The sequence below is a fragment of the Streptomyces odontotermitis genome (assembly GCF_050510915.1).
Lineage (GTDB): Bacteria > Actinomycetota > Actinomycetes > Streptomycetales > Streptomycetaceae > Streptomyces.
In genome coordinates this window covers 55,719-73,001 of the sequence record NZ_JBNJLS010000003.1, presented here as the reverse complement: position 1 = coordinate 73,001, position 17,283 = coordinate 55,719, and the positions used below count along the sequence as shown (strand labels likewise).

21 protein-coding genes are annotated in these 17,283 nt (G+C 71.9%); 7 read left to right on the top strand and 14 right to left on the bottom strand.

Features of this window, described 5'->3' with window-relative positions:
- Window positions 1-26 precede the first annotated feature (26 nt).
- The 7 genes from ACQB60_RS11075 to ACQB60_RS11045 form a co-directional block, all read right to left on the bottom strand.
- Entirely contained in the window at window positions 27-1,286 is a 1,260-nt protein-coding gene (locus tag ACQB60_RS11075; protein WP_496925736.1) for a GNAT family N-acetyltransferase, read from the bottom strand.
- Window positions 1,287-1,357: 71 nt separating this feature from the next.
- Window positions 1,358-2,347, bottom strand: a complete 990-nt coding sequence (locus tag ACQB60_RS11070; protein ID WP_496925735.1) for an asparaginase — start codon at window positions 2,345-2,347, stop codon at window positions 1,358-1,360.
- 54 nt (window positions 2,348-2,401) lie between these two features.
- The gene (locus ACQB60_RS11065) at window positions 2,402-3,118 is read right to left on the bottom strand and encodes an RsiG family protein (RefSeq protein ID WP_496925734.1); all 717 of its coding nucleotides are present in this window, start codon (window positions 3,116-3,118) and stop codon (window positions 2,402-2,404) included.
- 149 nt (window positions 3,119-3,267) lie between these two features.
- The gene (gene dtd / locus ACQB60_RS11060) at window positions 3,268-3,693 is read right to left on the bottom strand and encodes a D-aminoacyl-tRNA deacylase (protein WP_496925733.1); all 426 of its coding nucleotides are present in this window, start codon (window positions 3,691-3,693) and stop codon (window positions 3,268-3,270) included.
- Window positions 3,690-4,655, bottom strand: a complete 966-nt coding sequence (gene ygfZ / locus ACQB60_RS11055) for a CAF17-like 4Fe-4S cluster assembly/insertion protein YgfZ (RefSeq protein ID WP_496925732.1) — start codon at window positions 4,653-4,655, stop codon at window positions 3,690-3,692. The genes dtd and ygfZ overlap by 4 nt, the downstream gene beginning before the upstream one ends.
- A gap of 34 nt (window positions 4,656-4,689) precedes the next feature.
- Window positions 4,690-5,109, bottom strand: a complete 420-nt coding sequence (locus tag ACQB60_RS11050; RefSeq protein ID WP_496925731.1) for a Fur family transcriptional regulator — start codon at window positions 5,107-5,109, stop codon at window positions 4,690-4,692.
- A gap of 16 nt (window positions 5,110-5,125) precedes the next feature.
- Window positions 5,126-5,698 carry a heme-binding beta-barrel domain-containing protein gene (locus ACQB60_RS11045; protein WP_496925730.1) on the bottom strand — a complete coding sequence of 191 codons (573 nt, stop codon included), beginning with the start codon at window positions 5,696-5,698 and terminating at the stop codon, window positions 5,126-5,128.
- A 288-nt stretch (window positions 5,699-5,986) separates the two neighbouring features.
- Between ACQB60_RS11045 and ACQB60_RS11040 the strand changes: the two genes are divergently transcribed.
- Window positions 5,987-6,244 carry a DUF3099 domain-containing protein gene (locus ACQB60_RS11040; RefSeq protein ID WP_496925729.1) on the top strand — a complete coding sequence of 86 codons (258 nt, stop codon included), beginning with the start codon at window positions 5,987-5,989 and terminating at the stop codon, window positions 6,242-6,244.
- A 266-nt stretch (window positions 6,245-6,510) separates the two neighbouring features.
- On the opposite strand, the gene ACQB60_RS11035 is transcribed toward ACQB60_RS11040, so the two are convergent.
- The 7 genes from ACQB60_RS11035 to ACQB60_RS11005 form a co-directional block, all read right to left on the bottom strand.
- Window positions 6,511-6,798, bottom strand: a complete 288-nt coding sequence (locus ACQB60_RS11035) for a DUF1416 domain-containing protein (RefSeq protein ID WP_018519671.1) — start codon at window positions 6,796-6,798, stop codon at window positions 6,511-6,513.
- A 59-nt stretch (window positions 6,799-6,857) separates the two neighbouring features.
- Window positions 6,858-7,703 carry a sulfurtransferase gene (locus ACQB60_RS11030; protein WP_496925728.1) on the bottom strand — a complete coding sequence of 282 codons (846 nt, stop codon included), beginning with the start codon at window positions 7,701-7,703 and terminating at the stop codon, window positions 6,858-6,860.
- Between the two features lie 119 nt (window positions 7,704-7,822).
- Entirely contained in the window at window positions 7,823-7,903 is an 81-nt protein-coding gene (locus ACQB60_RS11025) for a putative leader peptide (RefSeq protein ID WP_496926159.1), read from the bottom strand.
- Between the two features lie 195 nt (window positions 7,904-8,098).
- Entirely contained in the window at window positions 8,099-8,857 is a 759-nt protein-coding gene (locus ACQB60_RS11020) for an LmeA family phospholipid-binding protein (RefSeq protein WP_496925727.1), read from the bottom strand.
- Window positions 8,858-8,993: 136 nt separating this feature from the next.
- Window positions 8,994-10,289 carry a hypothetical protein gene (locus ACQB60_RS11015; protein ID WP_496925726.1) on the bottom strand — a complete coding sequence of 432 codons (1,296 nt, stop codon included), beginning with the start codon at window positions 10,287-10,289 and terminating at the stop codon, window positions 8,994-8,996.
- Window positions 10,290-10,297: 8 nt separating this feature from the next.
- Complete coding sequence (locus ACQB60_RS11010; RefSeq protein ID WP_384849187.1) at window positions 10,298-10,552, bottom strand: MoaD/ThiS family protein; 255 nt, start codon at window positions 10,550-10,552, stop codon at window positions 10,298-10,300.
- 101 nt (window positions 10,553-10,653) lie between these two features.
- The gene (locus ACQB60_RS11005; protein ID WP_496925725.1) at window positions 10,654-11,484 is read right to left on the bottom strand and encodes an alpha/beta hydrolase; all 831 of its coding nucleotides are present in this window, start codon (window positions 11,482-11,484) and stop codon (window positions 10,654-10,656) included.
- A gap of 272 nt (window positions 11,485-11,756) precedes the next feature.
- On the opposite strand from ACQB60_RS11005, the gene ACQB60_RS11000 reads away from it, so the two are divergent.
- The 6 genes from ACQB60_RS11000 (at window position 11,757) to ACQB60_RS10975 (ending at window position 17,282) form a co-directional block, all read left to right on the top strand.
- Window positions 11,757-12,590 carry a response regulator transcription factor gene (locus ACQB60_RS11000; RefSeq protein ID WP_496925724.1) on the top strand — a complete coding sequence of 278 codons (834 nt, stop codon included), beginning with the start codon at window positions 11,757-11,759 and terminating at the stop codon, window positions 12,588-12,590.
- A 23-nt stretch (window positions 12,591-12,613) separates the two neighbouring features.
- Window positions 12,614-13,636, top strand: coding sequence for a LacI family DNA-binding transcriptional regulator (locus tag ACQB60_RS10995; protein WP_384849178.1), 1,023 nt, complete (start codon window positions 12,614-12,616; stop codon window positions 13,634-13,636).
- 124 nt (window positions 13,637-13,760) lie between these two features.
- Window positions 13,761-14,768, top strand: a complete 1,008-nt coding sequence (locus tag ACQB60_RS10990; protein WP_496925723.1) for a S1C family serine protease — start codon at window positions 13,761-13,763, stop codon at window positions 14,766-14,768.
- Window positions 14,769-14,820: 52 nt separating this feature from the next.
- Window positions 14,821-15,072: a hypothetical protein gene (locus ACQB60_RS10985; protein ID WP_496925722.1), complete on the top strand. Its 252-nt coding sequence runs from the start codon at window positions 14,821-14,823 to the stop codon at window positions 15,070-15,072.
- Between the two features lie 60 nt (window positions 15,073-15,132).
- On the top strand, window positions 15,133-15,861 hold the full coding sequence (locus ACQB60_RS10980) for a response regulator transcription factor (RefSeq protein ID WP_496925721.1): 729 nt from the start codon (window positions 15,133-15,135) through the stop codon (window positions 15,859-15,861).
- Window positions 15,858-17,282 carry a sensor histidine kinase gene (locus ACQB60_RS10975; RefSeq protein ID WP_496925720.1) on the top strand — a complete coding sequence of 475 codons (1,425 nt, stop codon included), beginning with the start codon at window positions 15,858-15,860 and terminating at the stop codon, window positions 17,280-17,282. The genes ACQB60_RS10980 and ACQB60_RS10975 overlap by 4 nt, the downstream gene beginning before the upstream one ends.
- The last annotated feature ends 1 nt before the right edge of the window (window position 17,283 follow it).

Below are 17,283 nucleotides of genomic sequence, written 5' to 3'. Positions count from 1 at the left end.
CGAACCACGGTCGAACCGAAGACCACCTAGAAGATGTCCGGGCACCAGGGGGACCTGGACACACCGAAGAGGGCGTCGGCCACCCGGTCGGCGCCCTCTTCCTCTGCCGCCACCCGGCCGAGCGCGGCGAACCGCTCCGCCGACGCCCCGCCCAGCCACAGCGAGCTCAACTCGGCGACGTCCAGCGACAGTTGGGCCCGCTCCCCGGTCGGCACGCACCGCGCACCCCCCGCCCCCGCGTCGAGCCGGAACCGCCCGGCCGCGTACCCGGCCCGGTCCCGCACCTCCAGGACGAGCGAGCCCGACCCCCGGTAGGTGCGCGCCTCCAGCGCCCGTACGACGTCCAGGATCCGCAGCCACAGCCAGTCCGCCCGCGTGGTGACCGCGGCCGCGCGCGGATCGGGGAGCAGGTCGGGCAGCAGGTCGTCGGGGGCGCGCTCGCCGGAGTGGACCGTGGTGACCCAGTCCAGCGAGAGGACGTGGTGCCACAGGGCGCGCTCGGCGGCGGGCGTGGACGCGGTCAGGGCGAGCACGGTCGCGGCGCCCGCGGGCTGCTTGGCGTCGTTGTGCCGTGTCTCCACCTCGTACGCCACGAGCCCCTCGACCACCCCGGCCGGCGTCCGGTACAGCGCGTAGAAGGGCTCGGTCCACGGATACTCCGCGGTGACCTGCTGCCCCGTGTTGCGCTGCCACCAGTGCTCGTCGCGGTTGATGGCGCCGTGCCGCCCGGTTCGGAAGCGGTCGTGGAACTCCGGCCCCAGGTCCCGCACTTGGGCCCCGTCCACGAGGTCGACCCGGCCGCCCTCGCGCGGGGCGGGCACCCGCCGGTCGAGGCCCGAACGCGGCACGTCCACGGACCACTTGGTGATCCAGGTGGCGGGCCCGAAGCCGAACCGCCCGTAGATCCCGTACTCGGAGGGGATCAGCGTGGCCACCACGTCGCCGCGCTCCTTGGCGGCGGCCAGGTCGGCGGCCATCATGCGGCCGAGCAGCCCGCGGCGGCGATGCGTCGGGCTGACGGTCACGTTGGCGATGGCGTCGGCCGGGACCGGGGCGCCGCCCACCGCGGTGATCTCCTGCGCGAAGCTGCGGAACGTGGCCACGCAGCGCCCGGTCACCGGGTCGAACGCCCCCTGCGTACGGGCGGGGTCGACGGACTTCCTGCGGTACGCGACGGTCTCGTCCGAGACCCGGGCCAGGGGCCGCATGAACCCCGCGTTGCAGGCGCGCAGCCACTCCGACAGCTCGTCCTCGGTGATCGGGCGGACCTCGACGTCATCGCTCATGCGAGCACGCTAGGTGTACGAGGTGCGTGCCGCACCCGGATATCCCACGTGGCCGCCGCGCCCGCCCGCCGTCAGAACGCGGCGCGGATCTCCCCGACCTCAACTCCCCCGCCCAGCAGGGGAGAACGGCCGATGCGGCCGACCACCGGGGCGTCCACGCCGAGCATCGTCAGGGCGCGGGCGAGGACCGGGCCGAGGGCGCGGCCCGCGCCGTCGTCGACCTTGAACGCGAGGGCCCTGCCGTCCGCGAGAGCCACCGCCTGCACCGCCTCGGCGCCCATCTTCGACAAGGTGCCCGGCACCTCGCGCATCAGCCAGGTGTCGGGGCGCCGGGTGCCCGCCACGTACTCGGGGTGGGCACGCATGGCGTCGGCGACGCGGCGCTCGGCGGAGCCCTCGGGGGCGAGCACGAAGTGGCGGAAGGCGCGGGCGAGGCCGGGCAGCGTGAGCGCCATCAGCGGGGCGCCGCAGCCGTCGGTGCCGACCGCCGCCACGGACTCCCCTGCGGCCTCCTCGACGACGTCGAGGACCAGCTGCTGGAGGGGGTGCTCGGGGTCCAGGTAGGAGTCGGTGTCCCAGCCGTTCAGGGCACAGGCCGCGATCATCGCCGTGTGCTTGCCGGAGCAGTTCATGGTGACGCGGTCGCGGACGGCGCCCGAGGCCAGGTACGTCTCCGCCTCGACCGGGTCGAGCGGCAGGTCGGGCGGGCACTGCAGGGCCGCGGCGGTCAGCCCGTGCTCGGCCAGCATCTTCTGGACGAGGTCCCGGTGGAAGACCTCCCCGGAGTGGCTCGCGGCGGCGAGTGCGAGCCGCTCGCCGCCGAGGCCGAGCCCCGCCCGCAGCACCGCGGCGGCCTGCATCGGCTTGTTCGCCGAGCGCGGGAAGACCGGCGCCGTCACATCGCCGAGCGCCAGCTCCACGCTGCCGTCCGCCGCGAGGAGCACCAGGCTCCCCCGATGATGGCCCTCGACGAAGCCGGAACGCACGACCTCGGCGAGGACCGGGGCTATCGCGCCGGGAGCGTCCGCGGGCGAAGGGGGGCAGGAGGCGGCGGGGGTCATCTTCGGCCTTCCGTGGGGCGGGACGCCCGCCCCACGGCCCCCGGGGTCACCGGGTCAGGAGAGCAGGTCGTCGACTTGTGCTTCCCCTTCACGGTACCTGCGGGCGATCTCCGCGCTGCAATCGTCGGCAGTGTGCTGAAGCTGTCCGCGGCGCCGGGAAACCTGCTGCTCGTAGCGGATCAGGCGGCCCATCGCGGCGTGCAGCTCGTCGTCCGTGCGGGCTCCCAGGTCGGAGAGCTCGACCTCGGCGAGCATCTCCGTGGCGAGCAGCCGGTACTCCTCGCTGTGCGGGGTGCCGAGCGTCACGTGGCGGGCGGAGGAGCGGCGGGGCGCCGGGGCGTCCGCGAGGATCTCCGAGAGCCGGTCGACGACGGCGCCCGGGGGCTCCTCGCGGGCGTAGCTGCCGACGTCCGGGCTCCGGCCGCCCGCGGCCGCCGCGTCCCTGCGCGAGGCCGCCTCGGCCCGCAGGATGTCGATGCGACCCTGGAGCAGCCGCCGCACATAGCTCAGGTCCGCCTCGTCCTGCTGGGCCTCGCGGCGCAGCGCGCGCAGCTCGGGCAGGCGCAGGGCCGCCAGGTCGTGCGCGGGCGGCTCGGGCAGGACCGGACCGCTGCCGGTGCGCTGCGCGGGCGGCCGCGGCACGCTCGTACTCGCTCGACGACCCGTGCTGCCCGTGCTGCCCGTGCTGCCCGTGGTACCCGTGCTGCCCGCACTGCCCGTACGGATCAGCGACACGGGTCCGGGCGGCTGCCCGGTGCTTGGTGTGCTCATGTGGCTCTACCGTCCCCTCGACCGGCCGACGCGGTACACCGCGTGTGAGCATGGTGCCACCCCGCGTGGCCGGTATGTGACCGAGTGCCCCCGATCGGCCCCAGATGGGGGGGATCAAGAGTGCGTTTTCGGCAGGTTGACGGGGTGGCTCAGATCTCCAACAGGACCGTGAACGGACCGTCGTTGGTGAGCGAGACCCGCATCTGGGCGCCGAAGCGTCCGGTGGCCACCGTCGCGCCCAGCGACCGGAGCCGGGCCACGACCTCCTCGACGAGGGGCTCGGCGACGTCGCCGGGCGCCGCCGCGTTCCAGGTGGGGCGGCGGCCCTTGCGGGCGTCCCCGTAGAGCGTGAACTGGCTGATGACGAGAAGAGGCGCGTCGATGTCGCTGCATGACTTCTCGTCGGCCAGCATCCGCACCGACCAGAGCTTGCGGGCCAGCTGCGCCGCCTTCTCCTTGGTGTCCTCGTGAGTCACCCCCACCAGGACGCACAGCCCCTCGCCGCTGATCTCCCCGACGGTCTCCCCGTCGACCACCACGCTCGCGCCGTCGACGCGCTGCACGACCGCCCTCACGGCTCGACCACGACCTCCTGCGCCGCGGCCGTGGTGCCCGCGAGGAGTGGCGCGTCGACCGGGACGTTGCGCTTGATCAGGGCGAGGGCGATGGGGCCCAGCTCGTGGTGGCGCACGGACGTGGTGACGAAGCCCAGCTTGCGGCCCTCGGGGCCGTCGCTCGCCAGGTGGAGCGGCGTGCCGGGCGGCGGCAGGTGCACATCGCTGCCGTCCAGGTGCAGGAAGACCAGGCGGCGCGGGGGCTTGCCCAGGTTCTGCACGCGGGCGACGGTCTCCTGTCCCCGGTAGCAGCCCTTCTGCAGGTGCACGGCGCTGCCGATCCAGCCCAGCTCGTGCGGGATGGTCCGGTGGTCGGTCTCGAAGCCGAGCCGGGGCCGGTGCGCCTCGACGCGCAGCGCCTCGTGGGCGAGCAGGCCGACGGCGGGCCCGTGCCGCTCCGCGTACGAGGAGAGTTCGCCGCGCGGCAGGAAGAGGTCGCGCCCGTACGCCGTCTCGCGCACCGCGACGCCCTCGGGGACCTCGGCGATCGAGCCGGCCGGCAGGTGCACGACCGCGAACTCCTCGGTGCGGTCGGCGACTTCGACCCGGTAGAAGAACTTCATGCTCTCCAGGTACGCGATCAGCGCGTCCTGCGAGCCGGGCTCGACGTGCGCCCACATCGTCTCGCCGTCGTCGACGAGATAGAGGGCGTGCTCGATGTGCCCGTTGGCGGAGAGGATCAGCGCCTCGGTGGCCTGGCCCGCGGGCAGCTCGCTCACGTGCTGGGTGAGCAGCAGGTGCAGCCAGCTGAGCCGGTCGGAGCCGGTGACGGTGAGGACGCCGCGGTGCGAGAGGTCCACGAGGCCCGCGCCGTCGGCGAGGGTGCGCTGCTCGCGGAACAGGTCGCCGTAGTGCGCGGCGACGCCTTCGTCCACGCCCTCGGCGGGGACGGCGCCGGGCAGGGACAAGAGGGGGCTCTTCATGTTCACAAAGACTACGACCCGAAGAAGCCCGCGTTTATTTCTCCCCGCAGTCCTTGCACTGGCCGAAGATCGCGAAGTGCTTCAGGTCCGTGTCGAAGCCGAAGGTCTCGCGGAGCTTGGCGGTGAAGTCGGCGGCGATGTCGACGTCCGCCTCGATCACGTTCGTGCAGTCCCGGCAGACCAGGTGGATGTGGTGGTGGCGGTCCGCGAGGTGGTACGTGGGGGCGCCGTGCCCGAGGTGGGCGTGGCTGACGAGCCCGAGCTCCTCCAGGAGCTCCAGGGTCCGGTACACCGTGGAAATGTTGACCCCCGACGCCGTCTTCCGCACTTCGGAGAGGATGTCGTCGGGGGTCGCGTGCTCAAGGGTGTCGACGGCTTCGAGGACAAGCTGGCGCTGCGGGGTCAGCCGGTAGCCGCGCTGCCGCAGGTCGCTCTTCCAGTCGGTGCTCACCACACCGCCGAGTCTATGACTACTTGAAGAAGGCGATGCCGTCGTCGGGCAGATCGCCGAGGTTCCGTGCCATCTCGGCGACGTCCTCGGGCGAGACGACCTTCTTCAGCTGGGCCGACATGTAGGGCCGGAGCGGCACCTCGGGGGTCTGCTTCTCGCCGACCCACATGAGGTCGCCCTTCACGTACCCGTACAGCCGCTTGCCGCCGCTGTAGGGGCCGGAGGCGGCGGTGCGGGCCACGGCGTCGGTCGCCAGGTCGATCTGCGGCTTCTTGTCGGCCAGCTCGCCGTACCAGACCTCGACGACGCCGTCGTCGCGGACCATGACGACCTCGACCTTGCGGTCCTTGTCCACCCGCCAGTAGCCGGACTCGGACTCCAGCGGCCTGACCTTGTTGCCGTCCTGGTCCAGGATCCAGGTGTGCGAGTGGTACTCGAGGAAGTCCCGCCCGTCGTGCGTGAAGGAGACCTCCTGGCCGAAGTTGGCCTTCTCGGCGCCGGGGAAGTCGGTGACGCCCGCGCCCGCCCAGTTGCCAAGGAGGAAGGCGAGGGGGACGAGCTCGGGGTTCAGGTCGGACGGAATCTCGATCATGGGTTGCTCAGGCGTCTCTCGGTGGGGGGCGGCTTCATGCCGGGGGCGCGGGGGGTCAGCGCTGGCCCTGGTACAGCTTCTTCACGGTCAGCCCGGCGAAGGCGAGGACGCCGACGCAGACGAGAACAAGGAGGGCGGAGAAGAATGCCTCAAGCACGGGGTGCTCCTCGGTGAGCGGTATGAGGGCGGTACGGGGCCGGGGTCCAGCTTAGTAGGGATGCCGAGAGCTCTCTCTGTGAGGTCTGCCGAGCCCTCGTCCGCGGGCTGCCACCGCCGTAGGCTGGACGTATGTACGCACGCAGGCGTCATGTGTACTTCGCCATGATGGGCACCTGCATCGCCCTGTTCGTCCTGGCGTGGGGCGTCGTGCGCCTCTGGTCCATCCCTGTCGCCGTGGGAATGTGCGTCGTCGCGATGGTGATCCCCCCGCTCGCGGCCATGGTCGCCAACCGGCGTGGTCCGGAGGACCGCTGGTGGGACGACCCGTCGGGGGACCCCAAGTCCGACGAGTGGTGGGACGAACTGGACGGGAAGCGAAAGCGCTAGGCGCGCCCCGCAGCTCACGCGCTCCGGCGGACGGAGTCCGGCGCAGCGGCCCGAAGCCTGCGAAGCAGTGCGAGGGGCGCATCAAAGAGCGGCCACATGACGCCTGCGTGCGTACATAAGTCCAGCGTACGGCGGCGCCCACGCCCCGCGTAAGGGCGGGACGACCGAAGGGCCGCACCCCGTACCAGTGGCGTCCAACCCCCTGGGGTGCGGCCCTTCGGCCGGTATCTGTGCGCTGTCGCCGTCAGACAGCGATCAGACGGCGATCAGACGGCGATGGCGACCTCCGCGAGGCCGCCCGTCTGGGCGACGACCGTGCGGTCGGCGGAGCCGCCCGGCACCAGCGCGCGGACGGTCCACGTGCCCTCGGCCGCGTAGAAGCGGAACTGGCCCGTCGCCGAGGTCGGGACCTCGGCGGTGAACTCGCCGGTCGAGTCGAGGAGACGGACGTAGCCCGTCACCGGCTCGCCGTCGCGGGTCACGCTGCCCTGGATCGTGGTCTCACCGGGCTTGATCGTCGAAGCGTCGGGGCCGCCGGCCTTGGCTCCACACATGCTGGACTCCTTGGGAGGAAGAGGAGAGGGAAGAAGAGGGGTACCGGGAAGCCGGCGGACTACTTGTTCGCGCCGAGCTCGATCGGCACACCGACGAGGGAGCCGTACTCGGTCCAGGAGCCGTCGTAGTTCTTGACGTTCTCGACACCGAGCAGCTCGTGCAGCACGAACCAGGTCAGGGCCGAGCGCTCACCGATGCGGCAGTACGCGATGGAGTCCTTGGCGAGGTCCACCTGCTCCTCGGCGTAGAGGGCCTTCAGCTCGTCGTCCGACTTGAACGTGCCGTCGTCGTTGGCGTTCTTCGACCACGGGATGTTGCGGGCGGACGGGACGTGGCCCGGGCGCTGCGACTGCTCCTGCGGCAGGTGGGCGGGGGCGAGCAGCTTGCCGCTGAACTCGTCGGGCGAGCGCACGTCGACCAGGTTCTGGGTGCCGATGGCGTTCACGACGTCGTCGCGGAAGGCGCGGATCGAGGTGTCCTGGGGCTGGGCCTTGTACTGCGTGGCCGGACGGCTGGGGACCTGGTCGCCGTCGACGAGGTCGCGGGAGTCCAGCTCCCACTTCTTGCGGCCGCCGTCGAGCAGCTTCACGTCCTGGTGGCCGTAGAGCTTGAAGTACCAGTAGGCGTAGGACGCGAACCAGTTGTTGTTGCCGCCGTAGAGGACGACGGTCGTGTCGTTGGCGATGCCCTTCGCCGACAGGAGCTTCTCGAAGCCCTCCTGGTCGATGAAGTCGCGGCGGACCGGGTCCTGGAGGTCCTGGGTCCAGTCGATGCGGATCGCGTTCTTGATGTGGTTCTTGTCGTACGCCGAGGTGTCCTCGTCGACCTCGACGACGGCGACCTTCGGGTCCTCGAGGTGGGCCTCGACCCAGTCGGCGTCTACCAGGACGTCGCTGCGGCTCATGCTTCTTCTCCTCCGGGGCAGTTACGGCGGGGCATGCGAAATAGGGGGGTGCGCGGTGCGCGGGAGGGCCCCGAGTCGCGCTCGAGGGGCCTGCGGGAAGCGGGGGTTGAGACTCCCGCTCAGGCAGTACGACAGAGCATGGCGGCGACGCGGCACAGGTCTACTGCCCGCCGCTTCGTGAGATCCGCCTGTCGTTGCATGCGACCGATCGTAGGGATGCCGGGGCCGACATGTCACCGGGGCTCCGGATACTGAGACGCGATCGTCCACGATCCGGGACGAGATGGCGAAAGGGGCGGCTTCCGCCGCCCCTCGCACCCGGTGTAGTCCCCGTCACATCCGCTCGCCGGACGCCCCCGTCTCGTACTGCGGACGAGGCCCCGTACCGGTCGGGCTCAGCCCGTCAGGCTCACGTTCTCGCCCGTCACGGACATGTTCACGCCGTTCTCGGCGCCCTCGACCTTCTCCAGCTTGATCCCGGCCGGCAGGTCGTCGATCTTCTGCTCGAAGTCGGTGACGCCCCGGATCGTGCCCTCGGGCAGCGGGATCGCGGCGCCGAGGATCGTGAAGCTCTTCGGGATGTCGTCGGCGTGGGCCTTGATCGTGTCGCCCTCGACGCGGACCGAACTCACCACGTACAGCGGCTTCGGCAGGGTCTGGCCGCCCTTGCTGACCTGCACGCCCACCTTGATCTTGCCGTTGCCGCCGTCGGCGAGGGAGACCACCTTGGCCGTCGCCGACACCGGCTTGCCGAGGATCTCGACCTGGAACGGGACCGGCTCGTCCTTCGACGCCTTCAGGAGTTCGTCGTAGGAGACCAGGGCGCTGCCGTCGGCCGACTTGGCGGTGGCGGAGCTGTAGTCGCCGGAGAACTTCACGCCCTTCATGTGGGCCTGGAGGTCGTCGATGCGGATGGCGTCGGAGCCCGACTTGGCCTCGTAGTTCTTGATGCCGACCTCGACGTCGTCGAGCTCCCCGCCGACGACCTGGGTCAGGAACGGGAAGCCCTTGATGGAGACGTCGGGCGTCTCGGCCAGGCCCTCACTGGACTTCAGCTTGTCCGCCGCCTCGTCCTCGGCGAAGGACACGGCGATCCGGTCGGCCGCCACGAACAGACCCCCCAGGATCACGACGACGATCAGAAGTATTCGCAATGCGCGCGAGCTCACGGTGTTCCCCCACCTCAACAGACGTTGCCGTGAGCCTAAATGACGGATCCCCGGCCGAGACGCCCGGCCGGGGATCCGTCGATCAGCTGTGACGATCGGTCAGCGACCGTCGGGGCGCGGGTCAGCCGATGGCCCGGCCCAGCACGTAGACGGCGGGCGCGGCGGCGGCCAGCGGGAGGGCGACGCCCGCGGTCATGTGGACGAAGCGCGACGGGTAGTCATAGCTGGCGACGCGGTGGCCGATCAGCGCGCAGACCCCGGCGCCGAGCCCGAGCAGGGCGCCCTTGCTGCCGAGGCCGGTCATCCCGCCGACGGCGATCCCGGCCCCGGCGGCGGCGAGCAGCGCCACCACGACGGAGGCGGGCGTCGGCAGCGGCAGGGCCCGCGCGAGCACGGCGACGCCGACGGCGACCGCGCCGACCGTCACGGCGTCGTCCGCGGCGGCGAGGTGCCCGGCCGCGATGATCGCCAGGGCGGACGAGGCGACGGTGGCCATGAGCCCGTACATCCGCTCGTCGGCCCCGGCCCGGCTGCGCAGCTGGAGCACGACGACGAGCAGGACCCAGACGCCGAGGGTGCCGAGGATCGCGGCGGGCGCGTGCTCCTTGCCGGTGGCGAGCAGGGCGGCGTCCGCGACGGCGCCGCCGAGGAAGGCGAGCGCGATGCCCTGCCGAGCGGGCCACATCCCGTTGAGCCGGAACCAGCCCGCGGCCGTGACGGCCTGGAGGATCACCAGCGGGACGAGCAGCGCGTACGAGCCGACGGCGGCGCCGCCCGCGAGCAGCAGGCCGAGCAGCGCGGTGAGCGCGGCGGGCTGGATGCCCGGCTCGATGATCGGCGAGCGGCCCTCGGCGCGGGCGCGCTGGGCGTCGGTGACGCGGGGGTTGCCGGTGGTGGTGGCGGGGCCGTAGCCGGGACCGTCGTCGGAGGCGGGCTCCTGCACGGGGGCGGGCGTAGGTGCGGGTGCCGGTGCCGGTGCCGGTGCCGGTACGGGGTCCGGTGGCGACGCCTGGTACTGGTGCTGGGGCTGGGGCTCCTGCTGCGCGTATCCGTCGTATCCGTTGTATCCGTCGTACGACGCCGCGGCGGGGGTCTCGGGCGGCAGTGGCCGGGCGCCGTATTCGGGCTGCTGCTGCGCGCCGTAGTCGACCGGGGACTGGGGCGGGAGGTAGGCCGTCTCGGTCAGGTTCGCCGCGGGCGCGGGCGGCGGCTGCACCTGGGTCTCCCAGGTCTGGCCCTCCCACTGCTGGGTGAACTGCTGCTGCGGATAAGCCTGTTGGGGCTGCTGGTACTGCTGCGGGTCCGGGTACACGGGCTGCTGCTGGGCCTCACCCGGATACGGGTACTGCTGCTGTTGCTGTTGCTGCTGGTACGGGTCGTACCCGTCGTACCCCTCGTATCGCTGCTGATCGCTCATGCTCGCGCTCACCCTCCTGCGAACGGCGGGAGCACCTCGACCGTGCCGCCCTCGGCCAGCCGTACCGTCTCATGTCCCCGGGTACCCACGGGGTCGCCGTCGACGAGGAACGAGCACCGCTGCAGTACGCGGACCAGCTCCCCCGGGTGGGCGTCGCGCGCGGCGGCGAGCGCCTCCGCGAGCGTGGCCGCGGCGTACGGCTCCTCGGCGACCCCCGCGGCCGCCTTGGCCGCGGCCCAGTAACGGATCGTCCCGTTGACCATCTCTCGCGACCTGCCCTTCTTTGCGGCTGAACCGCCGCCGCTCTCGCGGCCGTGGTACTTCGCCGCTGTGGTTCCTCAATGAGTGGTTGCGGTTGACAAGGCTAGCCCGCGGATGAAGTGGCCCAATTCGCGATCCGACCCAGCAACGCGTCGTCCGCCGCGTGCTCCGCGTGCCCCATGCCGCTCTCCAGCCACAGCTCGGCGCCGCCCGCCGCCGCCTCGGCGAGCATCCGCGGGTGGTCGACCGGGAAGTACGGGTCGCGGTCGCCGTGCACGATCAGCAGGGGCGTCGGCGCGATCAGCGGGACCGACTCGACGGGCGAGAGCGGGACCGGGTCCCACTCATGCGGATGGATACGGGTGCGCAGGCCGAGGCGGCCGACGACCCGGCCCGCGGGGCGCGTCACCAGCCAGTGCAGGCGCCTCATCGGAGCGGTCCCGCGGTAGTACCAGCGGGCCGGGGCACTGACCGCGACCACCGCGTCGGCCCGCGCTTCCGTGCGCCCCCTGTGCAACGCCGCGTGCCGCAGCACCACGGAGCCGCCCATCGAGAAGCCGACCGTCACCACGTGTGCATGCCCGAACGAACGTGCCCACTCCACGGCGGCCGCCAGATCGAGCACCTCCCGGTCCCCGACCGTGGACCGCCCCCCGGAGGCCCCGTGCCCCCGGAACGAGAACGTGATCACGGCCGCGTGCTGCGCGAACACCCCCGCCGCCCGGCGCACGTGGGGCCGGTCGAGGTCCCCGGTGAAGCCGTGCGCGAGCACGATCGCGACGTCCCCCGAAGGGGCGGATCCGGGGTGGTACGCGGCGTCGATCGCTACCCCGTCCTGCGTACGGAGAGTTGAACGCGGGGTGACTCTCCGCTCAACTGGCGTGATCGGCTGCACAGCGGAAGGTCCTTTTTGGCCTGCCGGAGGGGAAGTCATGTGGGCTATTCTGCTCGGCAGAGGATCCGGGCAGCGAAGCCCCCGGGTCCTTTCGTGCTTTCAGGAGCGTTGCGTTCCTGAGGCCACGACGCTCTCCGGGCGCGAGAGTGGAAAGAAGTGCCAGCAGTACGAAGCAGTGCCGCAAACGTCCTCGCAGGGACCGAGGAGGAACCAGACGTTATGGGCGAGCGAACCGTGCACACACGTAGGACAGACCCAGGCCGGGGGTACCCCCTGCTCGAGCTCGTTCGAGAGCTTGGGGGCGGGGCGCGATGAGTTCGTTGCTGCTCCTCACGAACGCCCTTCAGCCGTCGACGGAGGTGCTCCCCGCTCTCGGCCTGCTGCTGCACAACGTGCGGGTCGCCCCCGCCGAGGGCCCCGCTCTCGTCGACACCCCGGGTGCCGACGTCATCCTGATCGACGGGCGGCGCGACCTTCCCCAGGTCCGCAGCCTCTGCCAGCTCCTGCGCTCCACCGGGCCCGGCTGTCCGCTGCTCCTCGTCGTGACGGAGGGCGGCCTCGCGGCGGTCACCGCCGACTGGGGCGTGGACGACGTGCTGCTCGACACCGCGGGCCCCGCCGAGGTCGAGGCCCGCCTCCGGCTGGCCGTGGGCCGCCAGCAGGGCGCCGTCGACGACTCCCCCATGGAGATCCGCAACGGCGACCTCTCGGTCGACGAGGCCACCTACTCCGCCAAGCTCAAGGGCCGGGTCCTGGACCTGACCTTCAAGGAGTTCGAACTCCTCAAGTACCTGGCGCAGCACCCCGGACGCGTGTTCACGCGGGCCCAGTTGCTCCAGGAGGTCTGGGGCTACGACTACTTCGGCGGCACGCGCACGGTCGACGTCCACGTGCGACGACTGCGCGCCAAGCTCGGCGTCGAGCACGAGTCGCTCATCGGCACCGTCCGCAACGTCGGTTACCGCTTCGTCGTCCCGGAGAAGGTCGACCGCGAGGCCGACGAGAAGGCGGCGAAGGCCGCGTCCCCGAGGACCGAGGACGAGCGGAACGAAGCGGCTGAAACCACCAGGCAACCGGCCAAGCAGCCCTCTTCGGCGCCCGTACCTGCCCGCAAGGAGGCCGCCGTAAGGGCTGCTGAGAGGTAGCTCGACCCGCGTAGACTGCGCGCGTGGCCAAGGTGACGCGGGACGATGTGGCGCGACTGGCGGGGACTTCGACCGCGGTCGTCAGTTATGTCATCAACAACGGACCCCGGCCGGTCGCCCCGGCCACGCGCGAGCGGGTGCTCGCCGCCATCAAGGAGCTGGGCTACCGGCCCGACCGGGTCGCCCAGGCCATGGCCTCGCGGCGGACCGACCTCATAGCCATGATCGTGCCGGACGCGCGCCAGCCCTTCTTCGCGGAGATGGCGCACGCGGTCGAACAGGCCGCGTCCGAGCGCGGAAAGATGGTCCTCGTCGGCAACTCCGACTATGTGGAGGAGCGCGAGGTCCACTACCTCCGCGCCTTCCTGGGCATGCGCGTCTCCGGCCTCATCCTCGTCAGCCACGGCCTGAACGACCTGGCCGCCGCCGAGATCGACGCCTGGGACGCCCGTGTGGTCCTGCTGCACGAGCGGCCCGAGGCGATCGACGACGTCGCGGTCGTCACCGACGACCTCGGCGGCGCCCAGCTCGCCACCCGGCATCTCCTGGAACACGGCCACCGGTTCGTGGCCTGCCTCGGCGGCACCGCGGACACCCCCTCCGTCGGCGACCCGGTCTCCGACCACGTCGAGGGCTGGCGGCGCGCGATGGAGGAGGCCGGTCGGTCCACCGAGGGGCTGCTCTTCGAGGCCCCGTACAACCGCTACGACGCCTACCGCGTGGCGCTCGGCATCCTCGAGGGCCCCGACCGGCCCACCGCGATCTTCTGCTCCACCGACGACCAGGCGATCGGCGTCCTGCGGGCCGCGCGCGAGCTGCGCATCGACGTGCCGGGCGAGCTGGCGGTCGCCGGCTTCGACGACGTGAAGGAGGCGGGTCTCACCGATCCGCCGCTGACCACGGTCGCCTCGGACCGGCCCGCGATGGCGCGCGCCGCCGTCGACCTGGTCCTCGACGACGGCCTCCGGGTGGCCGGGTCCCGGCGCGAGCGGCTCAAGCTGTTCCCCTCGCGGCTCGTGGTGCGCCAGTCCTGCGGCTGCGCCTGACCCGCCGGATTCCCTGACTCCTTGAGGCCGCCCGAGGCGGCTTTATATCGGGCATACGGGGTTCTGCTGGGCTTCTCAGGACGTACTCAGGCAGCTCTCATGTACGGCGGACACGCTCTGAGACATGACCGAGAGCTTCCGCCGCGACGGCGAGTACCCCACGCAGCAGTTCCCCGGCACTGTGCACCACGGCGGTACGCAGGGTGCGTACCCTCCCCCGCCCCCGTACGCACCGGAGACTCCCGGGCACCGGCGCCGCGCGAAGGGGCCGGTCGCGCTCCTCGCCGCCGTCGCGCTCGCCGCGGCCGCGGTCGGCGGCGGCACCGCGTACGCCGTGCAGGAGCTGACCGGCAAGTCCGGCTCCACGAGCGGGTCCGGCACCAACGTCGTGCCGACCAGCCAGCGCGGCACCGTCTCCGGCGTCGCCCAGGCCGTCTCGCCGAGCATCGTCGAGATCAGCGCGACGTCCGGGCAGGGCAAGTCGACCGGCTCCGGCGTGATCATCACGGGCGACGGCGAGATCATCACCAACAACCACGTCATATCCGGCGCCTCGAACGTGAAGGTGCGGACGAACGACGGCAAGACCTACAACGCGAAGGTCGTCGGCACCGACAGCAAGAAGGACCTCGCCCTCATCAAGCTGGAGGGCGCCTCCGGCCTGAAGGCGGCGAGCCTCGGCGACTCCGACAACGTCAAGGTCGGCGACCAGGTCGTGGCGATCGGCTCGCCCGAGGGCCTGACCGGCACCGTCACCAGCGGCATCATCTCCGCGCTCGACCGCGACGTCACCGTCTCCACGGACGGCGGCCAGCAGCAACAGCAGCAGGGCGGCGGGGGCGGCTGGCCGTTCGAGTACGGCGGCGAGCAGTTCAACGGCGACACCGGCTCCTCGAAGACCACGTACAAGGCGCTGCAGACCGACGCCTCGCTCAACCCGGGCAACTCCGGCGGCGCCCTCATCGACATGAACGGCAACATCATCGGCATCAACTCCGCGATGTACTCGCCCAGTTCGTCCCAGCAGAGCGGCGGCGGATCCGGCTCCGGCAGCGTCGGCCTCGGCTTCGCCATCCCGGTCAACACCGTCAAGGCCGACCTCGCCGACCTGCGGGACGGCGTCAAGAACTAGCTCCGGGAGCTCACCGGGCTCCCCTCCCCCGTACGACTCGCAGGAGGCCGCCATGTCCGCCACCCTCACCCTCAACCGCGTCCGCATCAACCGCGTCCGGCACGCCCTCGCCATCTCCCTCGGCTGGGGTGGCCGCCCCGCCACCGACCCGGCGGGCCTCGGGCTCCCGCTCGCGGTCGCCGAAGAGCTGCACGGTGCGGCGGCCGCCGCCAGGGCCCCCGAGGTGGCGGCCGCCGCACCGGGCACCGGCCGCCCCCGCACCGGCGCCAACCGCCGCGCTCCACGCGCGCGCGTGCGAGGCTGATACCGGCCGATACCGGCCCCCGTACCCGCCCCGCATCCGAGAAAGCCGAGCGAAGAGACCATGAGCCCCGAAGGCGACCGCGACCGCGAGCCCCAGCGCATCCTGATCGTCGACGACGAACCCGCGGTGCGGGAGGCGCTCCAGCGCAGCCTCGCCTTCGAGGGATACGGGACGGAGGTCGCCGTGGACGGCGCCGACGCCCTGGAGAAGGCCGCCGACTACAAGCCCGACCTGGTCGTGCTCGACATCCAGATGCCCCGCATGGACGGCCTCACCGCGGCCCGGCGGCTGCGCGCCACCGGCTCGACCACGCCGATCCTGATGCTGACCGCGCGGGACACCGTCGGCGACCGCGTCACGGGACTCGACGCGGGCGCCGACGACTACCTGGTCAAACCCTTTGAGCTGGACGAGCTGTTCGCCCGGATCCGTGCGCTGCTGCGGCGCAGCTCGTACGCGGCCGGGGCCGGGCAGGCGGCCGAGGGCGACACGCTGTCCTTCGCGGACCTGCGCATGGACCTGGCGACCCGCGAGGTCACGCGCGGGCCGCGCACGGTCGAGCTGACCCGCACGGAGTTCACGCTCCTTGAGATGTTCCTCGCGCACCCGCGCCAGGTCCTGACCCGCGAGCAGATCCTGAAGGCCGTGTGGGGCTTCGACTTCGAGCCGTCCTCCAACTCCCTTGATGTGTACGTGATGTACCTGCGCAGGAAGACGGAGGCGGGCGGCGAACCGCGGCTCGTGCACACCGTGCGGGGCGTGGGGTACGTGCTGCGGGGCGGCGAGTGAGCGGCCTCGTACGGCGCTTCCGCGGGCTGCCGATCCGCTCGCGCTTGGCGTTGCTGGTGGCCACGGCTGTCGCGGTGGCGGTCGCTGCCAGTGCGGTGGCTTGCTGGTTGCTGACGCGGGCGCAGTTGCAGGATCAGATGGATGACTCGTTGCGGAGTCTCACTGTGAGCCGCGCCTACATTGAAGACACAGCAACGGTCTGCACCGACGGCGTCCGCGTGCCCAACGCCCGGACCACCGCGCCCGGCACGACCACCGTTTTCGTGCAGGTCATCGACTCGAACGGGACGAGGTGCGTGGCCCGCGACTCGACCCCTGTCGTGATCGAGAACGGCGACATGCGCGTGGCCCGGCACCGTGTGGACCAGGTCATCCACGACGGCAAGACCGATGATGGCACCCCGGTGCGCGTGCTGACGAAACTGGACCCGAACAGCGGCTACACGGTCTCCCTCTCCCGCCCCCTCTCCGAAATCGACGAACCCCTCAACAAGCTCGCCTGGCTGCTCACCGCCGTCGCCGGCATCGGCGTCCTCGGCGCCGGCGCCGCCGGCCTCTGGGTCGCCCGCACCGGACTCCGCCCCGTGGACCAGCTCACCCAGGCCGTCGAACACGTCGCCCGCACCGAGGACTTGAGCCTCCGCATCCCCACCGACGACGACAGCGACGACGAGATCGCCCGGCTCTCGCGGTCCTTCAACGCGATGACCTCCGCGCTGGCCTCCTCGCGCGACCTCCAGCAGCAGCTCATCGCCGACGCGGGCCACGAGCTCCGTACGCCGCTCACCTCCCTGCGCACCAACATCGAGCTGCTCGCCCGCAGCGAGGAGACCGGCCGGGCCATTCCGCCCGACGACCGCAAGGCACTGCTCGCCTCCGTGAAGGCGCAGATGACCGAACTGGCCTCCCTGATCGGGGACTTGCAGGAGCTGTCCCGCTCGGACGCCGGGCACGCGGGCGGCAAGCCGCTCGAAGTCATCGGGCTGCACGACATCGCGGACGCGGCCCTGGAGCGGGCGCGGCTGCGCGGGCCCGAGCTGACCTTCGAGGCGGACCTCTCGCCCTGGTACGTGCGCGCGGAGCCCGCCGCCCTGGAGCGGGCCGTCGTCAACATCCTGGACAACGCGGTGAAGTTCGGGCCGCCCGGCACCGCCGTCGAGGTCGCCCTCAAGGGCGGGTCGCTGACCGTACGCGACCACGGCCCCGGCATCCCCGCCGATGAACTCCCGCACGTCTTCGACCGGTTCTGGCGCTCGCCGTCCGCGCGCAGCCTGCCGGGCTCCGGGCTCGGCCTGTCGATCGTGGCGCGCACGGTGCGGCAGGCGGGCGGCGAGGTGACGCTGGCCGCGGCGGACGGCGGCGGGACGGTGGCGACGGTCCGGCTGCCGGGGGCGGCGACCCCGCCCCCCGACGCACCGTGAG

Bases quoted from the DNA above. Each gene is read 5' to 3' on its own strand.
- ACQB60_RS11025 (WP_496926159.1), bottom strand. From the start codon at position 7,903: ATGCAACGACAGGCGGATCTCACGAAGCGGCGGGCAGTAGACCTGTGC.
- ACQB60_RS10985 (WP_496925722.1), top strand. From the start codon at position 14,821: ATGTCCGCCACCCTCACCCTCAACCGCGTCCGCATCAACCGCGTCCGG.
- ACQB60_RS11000 (WP_496925724.1), top strand. From the start codon at position 11,757: ATGAGTTCGTTGCTGCTCCTCACGAACGCCCTTCAGCCGTCGACGGAG.
- ACQB60_RS11065 (WP_496925734.1), bottom strand. From the start codon at position 3,118: ATGAGCACACCAAGCACCGGGCAGCCGCCCGGACCCGTGTCGCTGATC.
- ACQB60_RS11005 (WP_496925725.1), bottom strand. From the start codon at position 11,484: ATGACTTCCCCTCCGGCAGGCCAAAAAGGACCTTCCGCTGTGCAGCCG.
- ACQB60_RS11075 (WP_496925736.1), bottom strand. From the start codon at position 1,286: ATGAGCGATGACGTCGAGGTCCGCCCGATCACCGAGGACGAGCTGTCG.
- ACQB60_RS11030 (WP_496925728.1), bottom strand. From the start codon at position 7,703: ATGAGCCGCAGCGACGTCCTGGTAGACGCCGACTGGGTCGAGGCCCAC.
- ACQB60_RS10990 (WP_496925723.1), top strand. From the start codon at position 13,761: ATGACCGAGAGCTTCCGCCGCGACGGCGAGTACCCCACGCAGCAGTTC.
- ACQB60_RS11040 (WP_496925729.1), top strand. From the start codon at position 5,987: ATGTACGCACGCAGGCGTCATGTGTACTTCGCCATGATGGGCACCTGC.
- ACQB60_RS11035 (WP_018519671.1), bottom strand. From the start codon at position 6,798: ATGTGTGGAGCCAAGGCCGGCGGCCCCGACGCTTCGACGATCAAGCCC.
- ACQB60_RS10980 (WP_496925721.1), top strand. From the start codon at position 15,133: ATGAGCCCCGAAGGCGACCGCGACCGCGAGCCCCAGCGCATCCTGATC.
- ACQB60_RS11045 (WP_496925730.1), bottom strand. From the start codon at position 5,698: ATGATCGAGATTCCGTCCGACCTGAACCCCGAGCTCGTCCCCCTCGCC.
- ACQB60_RS11015 (WP_496925726.1), bottom strand. From the start codon at position 10,289: ATGAGCGATCAGCAGCGATACGAGGGGTACGACGGGTACGACCCGTAC.
- ygfZ (WP_496925732.1), bottom strand. From the start codon at position 4,655: ATGAAGAGCCCCCTCTTGTCCCTGCCCGGCGCCGTCCCCGCCGAGGGC.
- ACQB60_RS11010 (WP_384849187.1), bottom strand. From the start codon at position 10,552: ATGGTCAACGGGACGATCCGTTACTGGGCCGCGGCCAAGGCGGCCGCG.
- ACQB60_RS11070 (WP_496925735.1), bottom strand. From the start codon at position 2,347: ATGACCCCCGCCGCCTCCTGCCCCCCTTCGCCCGCGGACGCTCCCGGC.